General features: G+C 43.4%; 6 protein-coding genes and 1 pseudogene. 5 read left to right on the top strand and 2 right to left on the bottom strand.

The window, feature by feature from the left end; genetic code table 11:
• The first annotated feature begins 204 nt into the window (after positions 1–204).
• The 4 genes from BLO31_RS13830 to BLO31_RS13815 all read left to right on the top strand — a co-directional run bounded on the left by BLO31_RS13830 (position 205) and on the right by BLO31_RS13815 (position 2,793).
• Positions 205–390: a hypothetical protein gene (locus BLO31_RS13830; protein WP_070967646.1), complete on the top strand. Its 186-nt coding sequence runs from the start codon at positions 205–207 to the stop codon at positions 388–390.
• Positions 391–842: 452 nt separating this feature from the next.
• Positions 843–1,094, top strand: a complete 252-nt coding sequence (locus BLO31_RS13825; RefSeq protein ID WP_070967676.1) for a TIGR02647 family protein — start codon at positions 843–845, stop codon at positions 1,092–1,094.
• A 222-nt stretch (positions 1,095–1,316) separates the two neighbouring features.
• Positions 1,317–2,138, top strand: coding sequence for an NAD(P)H-binding protein (locus tag BLO31_RS13820; RefSeq protein ID WP_070967642.1), 822 nt, complete (start codon positions 1,317–1,319; stop codon positions 2,136–2,138).
• Between the two features lie 7 nt (positions 2,139–2,145).
• On the top strand, positions 2,146–2,793 hold the full coding sequence (locus BLO31_RS13815; RefSeq protein ID WP_070967639.1) for a YdcF family protein: 648 nt from the start codon (positions 2,146–2,148) through the stop codon (positions 2,791–2,793).
• A 90-nt stretch (positions 2,794–2,883) separates the two neighbouring features.
• Here the strand turns inward: BLO31_RS13815 and clpA are convergent.
• Together clpA and clpS are read right to left on the bottom strand one after the other, a co-directional pair.
• Positions 2,884–5,153 (bottom strand): annotated as a pseudogene (gene clpA / locus BLO31_RS13810) (ATP-dependent Clp protease ATP-binding subunit ClpA).
• A gap of 45 nt (positions 5,154–5,198) precedes the next feature.
• Positions 5,199–5,519 (bottom strand): ATP-dependent Clp protease adapter ClpS, encoded by a 321-nt coding sequence (gene clpS, locus BLO31_RS13805; protein ID WP_070967635.1) that lies wholly within the window; start codon positions 5,517–5,519, stop codon positions 5,199–5,201.
• A gap of 463 nt (positions 5,520–5,982) precedes the next feature.
• Between clpS and cspD the strand changes: the two genes are divergently transcribed.
• On the top strand, positions 5,983–6,204 hold the full coding sequence (gene cspD, locus BLO31_RS13800; protein WP_070967631.1) for a cold shock domain-containing protein CspD: 222 nt from the start codon (positions 5,983–5,985) through the stop codon (positions 6,202–6,204).
• Positions 6,205–6,229: the final 25 nt, after the last annotated feature.

The raw sequence follows: 6,229 nt of genomic DNA, 5'->3' as shown, positions 1-6,229 counted from the left end.
AGTTGGGTTTAGACACAAGCGCACTAAATTTAGTCACTACATACTCACAGACCCTGGTATCATTGGATAGGTTATCCACAATTTCTGTGGATAACCATTTACCGACATGACAATAAGTTAATCCATCTGTCATTTTGTGTTCATAGTAGAGTCCTAATCTCAGCGTGTCAGGAAACTCAAAACTAGGGATAGAGGAATAACGCAATGGATAGCATTATAGCCACACAACCACACCACAATGACACTGAGTTCAATCCAAAGAATTGGCTGATCGATTCTCCAACTGAACTGGTTGAAAAATCAAACAACCAGACCACACTTGTTGAAAGCTCGACACCGGAAATCTCGATCCTATGCGATTCTCACTGGACTGATATTCTGGTCTGCTAAATCGATTGGTCTGCACCAAAATCACTCGGTTACCAAAAATTTGGGCAACTTTGGGGCTGAGTGATTTAAGCAAGGCCAATCAGCGTCATATAAGCCACCTCAATCAACACAAGTTAAGTTATGGAAAACTCGGTTTAATGGTTGCATATCAAACCAACGTACATTTCTTGACAGTTTAAAAAGTGCATTCTTCGACATTTTGCTGGCATTAAATTAAAAATGCTCAAAAAAGACCCTCTATCTAATCTAAATATTTCATCTAGTTAGTTGCAAACACGAATCAATATTTACCAAAATCAGGCTATATAAATAAAACCAATATAAACTTACACTCATATGTAAATTCTTTGCGTAATTTAGTTTTGTGCTCCAAGACCACTAATTGAATATGGAGATTGCAATGCCTCGTTAACCGCAGTAGCTTTAATGAAGAACAGCAAAAAGGATACTTTATGAAATTTTCCGCCGATCATATCGAAGAACTCAACCTACTTCTTCAGTTTGACCTAAGCAGTGCCGCGACGGGTATTAAAGTCCACAAAGATGCCAGCGAAGCCGTGCGCGAAGCGGCTGAGCGTCTATACAACAAAGGACTTTGCACGCTCCCCGATGGAGGCTATTTAACCGATGAAGGCATTGAGGTCGCAGAACACGCGGAACGAGTTTTGCGAGTACTGAGTAGTCGTCTAGCTGGATTCCACTAATCATTCTCAATTCGAAAACTAACCGAAGGTTTTCATTCTAGTCAGGCTTTTCTGTAACCGCCAAGCGGCACCTATGCCGCTTGTTTACAGGCTATTCCTTCCTTGATTCACTCCACCCTACATCCTTATTAAACAACACTTTTACATGCGTTTGTCATGCTTGAGTGTTAGTCTTTATCGATATCTGCATTAAAGAAAAATATAAGTAAGCGAGGGAGTGTGATGAAAGTAATTACGATTATTGGAGCTGGTTGGCTGGGGAAGCCCTTGGCGGATTACCTATCCTCCCTTGGCCATAAGGTGTATGCAAGCCGCACCTCTGATGTTGGAGCAAAAGAGGTCAGCTCTTCCAGTGTTAATGGCTTTATTTGCGATCTCAACGACAAGAGTGACGCCCTTAGCCAAACCTTAACAAGCCAAAATTGCGAGATCCTAATCGGCTGCTTTCCCCCCGGTTTTAGAAAAATGGGGGGCGAAGCCTATCCAAGTCATTGGAAATACTTGTGCGAGCAAGCTAAAAAAGCAGGCGTGAAACGTGTGGTTATGGTCAGCTCTACCACCGTCTATCCTAATTTGGCTGAGACGATGACTGAATCAAGAGCAACACTGCTTTTAAGCCAGCAACAGAAACAGTTCTCCGACAATGGAAAAGCAATGTTAAAGGCGGAGCAGTATGTTATCGATAGTCAATTAGGCTATGCCATTGTCCGTTGTAGCGGTCTGTTTGATACTGAGCGCAATCCAGCTCGATTTGTTACCCACATGAAGCAAGTCAGTAGCAGTGCCCCAGCTAACATGATTCACCGTCTTGACGCCGTTGGTGCGGTAAGTTTTATGGCTTTGCACAGTGAAAACCATATTGTCAATGCCACCACACCGAACACCACATCAAAAGCAGAGTTCTATCAAACCGCACTAGAGCGCGCTTCCATCGATGGTCAACTTCCCAACATCGTCGATCAACCCGACAAACACATCAGCGCCGAGAAACTGGTCTCCCTTGGCTATCGCTTTCACTTCAACCACGTGTTAGACGCGTTATGAGGTCACTATGAGTCATCATCTATTTCGTCAAATTGAAACTTTGTGGAACTATATGCAAATGGGGCACAAGGTAAAACCTGCTGACTGTATCTTGGTGTTTTGCAGTAATGACACTCGGGTAGCAGAGCACGCCGCAAAACTTTATTTACAAGGTTATGGTAAAAAGATCCTCTTCTCTGGAAAAAGTGGCCGCTTTACTGATTCGCTATTTGAAAAAACCGAAGCGGAAACCTTCGCAACCATTGCGCGCGATTGTGGTGTTCCGGCCAAGGATATTTTACTTGAGGTTGAATCAACTAATAGCGGTGAGAATGTTCTGTTTAGCGCCAAACTAATTCGAGAAAAAGGCCTTCAATTTTCAAGCTATCTCGTCGTCCAAAAACCATTTATGGAAAGAAGAGCCTACGCCACATTTAAAAAGCAATGGCCAGATCACTACGAAGAGATACAAGTGACTTCCCAGCAAACGCCAATATTTGAATACACCAATGAAGAACAGGATCTGGATAATGTCATCTTAGCGCTAGTCGCCGATTTTGAAAGAATCGAAGATTACGCACAAAAAGGATTTCAAATCTCACAGGATATTCCTAGCGAAGTGCAGCAGGCTTATGGACAAATTCGCGAGAAATATTTGCAACTTGCAACGCAATAATAAACCAGTCGCATATTGAAAACGCTTTATTGCTGAAATTCCATAAAAAAAGTCAGGCTTTATTGCCTGACTTTTTCGTAGATTAAAGGACTAGTGAACGGCCGTTTCTTCTTCACCTAAATAGGTAAATTTCAGCTCATCTTCTCCGAGGTCGACTTTCACCGTACCCCCGTTGACTAAGATGCCAAACAAGAGTTCGTTTGCCAGCGGCTTCTTAAGTTTGTCTTGAATAACACGACCCATTGGACGAGCTCCCATGGATTTATCGTAACCTCTGAGTGCTAACCAGTGGCGAGCATCGTCAGAGACTTCTAGAGACACTCCACGAGCATCGAGCTGAGCTTGAAGCTCTACGATAAACTTGTCTACGACCTGATGGATAACATGCTCATCTAAGCTATTGAACCAAATGATGTTATCCAGACGGTTTCTGAACTCAGGAGTAAAGACTTTCTTAATTTCAGCCATCGCATCTGGCGCGTGATCCTGCTGAATCAGACCAATAGACTGTTTCTGCGTTTCCTGTACACCAGCGTTGGTAGTCATGACAAGAATGACGTTTCTGAAATCCGCTTTGCGACCGTTGTTATCCGTTAGCGTACCGTTATCCATAACTTGCAGTAACAGGTTAAAGATATCTGGGTGCGCTTTTTCAATCTCATCAAGTAATACTACTGCATGAGGATGTTTGATAACCGCATCAGTCAACAGACCGCCTTGATCATAGCCCACATACCCAGGAGGAGCACCAATCAGACGGCTCACCGAATGGCGCTCACCGTATTCAGACATATCAAAACGCAACAGCTCAATGCCCATCAGCTTAGAAAGCTGTACGGTCACTTCTGTTTTACCTACCCCTGTAGGGCCAGCAAACAGGAACGACCCAACCGGCTTATTGTCTGCACCCAAACCAGCGCGTGATAGCTTAATCGCTTCGCTCAGTACGTCGATAGCGGGGTCTTGTCCAAACACTAGCAACTTCATCTTCTCATCGAGATTTTGCAAAATTTCTTTGTCAGATGAAGAGACAGATTTTTCAGGAATACGCGCCATTTTAGCAACCATTGCTTCAATGTCGCCTACCCCAACGGTTTTCTTACGACGGCTAGCTGGGGCTAGGCGGTGTCGAGCACCCGCTTCATCAATAACGTCGATAGCCTTATCCGGCAAATGACGCTCGTTGATATATTTTGCTGATAGCTCAACCGCAGCGCGAAGGGCTTTGTTGGTATAGCGAACTTCGTGGTGCGCTTCGTACTTGGCTTAAGGCCCATCAGGATCTTAGTCGTATCGTCTAGCGATGGTTCAACCACATCAATTTTCTGGAATCGGCGAGACAGGGCGCGCTCTTTTTCAAAAATATTGCTGTATTCCTGATAAGTTGTCGAACCAATACAGCGCAGCTTACCACTGCTCAGCAAAGGTTTGATAAGGTTGGCGGCGTCTACCTGACCACCAGAAGCTGCGCCCGCACCAATAATGGTGTGGATCTCATCAATGAAGAGAATCGCATCTTCTTCGCGTTCTAACTGTTTTAAAATAGCTTTAAAGCGTTTTTCGAAATCACCGCGGTATTTAGTGCCCGCAAGCAGCGAACCAATATCCAGAGAATAGATGACACTATTTGCAATAATTTCAGGCACTTGCTCTTCAACAATTCGCCACGCTAAACCTTCTGCAATTGCGGTTTTACCCACGCCTGCTTCGCCGACTAACAGCGGGTTGTTTTTGCGACGGCGACACAATACCTGAATCGTGCGTTCTAGCTCTTTGTCTCGACCGATTAACGGGTCAATTTGTCCCTGTCTGGCAAGCTGATTAAGGTTAGTTGCAAAGCTCTCTAAACGTTCTTCAGAGCCACTTTCGTCTGAAGATTCAGTTCCAAATGAGTCAGATGACGAAGAATCGTCACTTGCACTCGATGCTTTGGTGATTCCATGCGATATAAAATTGACGATATCAAGGCGACTAATATCGTTTTTCTTAAGTAAATACGCCGCGTGGGACTCTTGTTCACTAAAGATAGCGACAAGTACATTCGCCCCTGTTACTTCACTGCGTCCCGACGACTGGACATGAAAGACAGCGCGTTGAAGTACGCGTTGAAAGCTCAGTGTTGGCTGTGTTTCTCGGGTTTCATCGTTCTCTGGGATCAGAGGTGTAGTTTGGTCGATAAAGATATCAAGCTCATTGCGAAGCGAATCAATATCAGCTTGGCACGCCAGTAGAGCTTCCCTTGCTGCATCGTTTTCAAGCAATGCTAGCAGGAGGTGTTCGACCGTCATAAACTCGTGCCTTTTATCTCGAGCACGTGCAAAAGCACCATTAAGACTCGACTCTAGTTCTTTATTCAGCATAAGTACCTCCTTAAGGAACAACGTGGTTGCTCGGCCAAGCCCGAATTAGGCTTGTTCCATCGTACAAAGCAAAGGGTGCTCATTTTCCTTTGAATGCATTGTGACCTGTGCGACTTTGGTCTCTGCTACCTCTGCAGTAAACGTGCCACAAATTGCCTTTCCTTCATAATGCACCTTGAGCATCACCTGTGTAGCCTGATCAATATCCATCGAAAAAAACTTTTCTAGGATTTCGATGACAAAGTCCATCGGCGTGTAATCGTCATTGTTGAGTATGACGTTATACAAAGATGGAGGCTGTACTTTGGTCTTTTCTCGCTCCAGTAGATCTGAGTCTGGAGTTACCCATTCAAAATGCTTACTCATGTTTCATCGATATTAGCTGTAATACAGTTTAATTTTATCACTTCGTGGCTACGAAATGTTCGATTTAACTCCAGTAAGAACAAAAAAACATCACGGACAAATTTGCGCCCTTACTTAGAGACTAATCCACCAATTGTATCGCTGCAAATAAAAGAATGCTATTGATGTAAATCTAGGTATCTAATTGATTAAAAAGACACCAAAAAAAATTAGGCCGCTGAATAAGTGTTCAGATCACATCACGGCTGCAAGTTACAAATTTGTAAATCTCAAAAGTGATTTGTTTGCAAATATGTAGACTATATTGTGTTTTTTCTATTGACTGTACTCAATCATTGACTACATTGGTCAAATAGTGACTAAAAATTTGGCTATGGCTGGATTGATATTCACTTTCGTAACAGCACAAAGGCTTAGTGCGGACTAACAACATCAGTAACAAAATGCATGAGGGATGTATAGCATGGCTACAGGTACAGTAAAATGGTTCAATAATGCCAAAGGATTTGGTTTCATTTGTCCAGAAGGAGAAGATGGTGACGTTTTCGCTCACTATTCAACAATAAAAATGGACGGCTATCGAACTTTAAAAGCGGGACAACAAGTTTCGTTTGAAGTTGAAGAAGGACCTAAAGGCTACCACGCTAGTACTGTCGTACCAATTGAAGCTCAAGCGGTAAAATAACCGCAGCCGATAACAAGAATTAAAA

This window comes from Vibrio sonorensis, assembly GCF_001854765.1.
Taxonomy (GTDB): domain Bacteria; phylum Pseudomonadota; class Gammaproteobacteria; order Enterobacterales; family Vibrionaceae; genus Vibrio; species Vibrio sonorensis.
The sequence above is the reverse complement of the archived record's forward strand: the minus strand, read 5'-3'. Positions and strand labels throughout refer to the sequence as shown.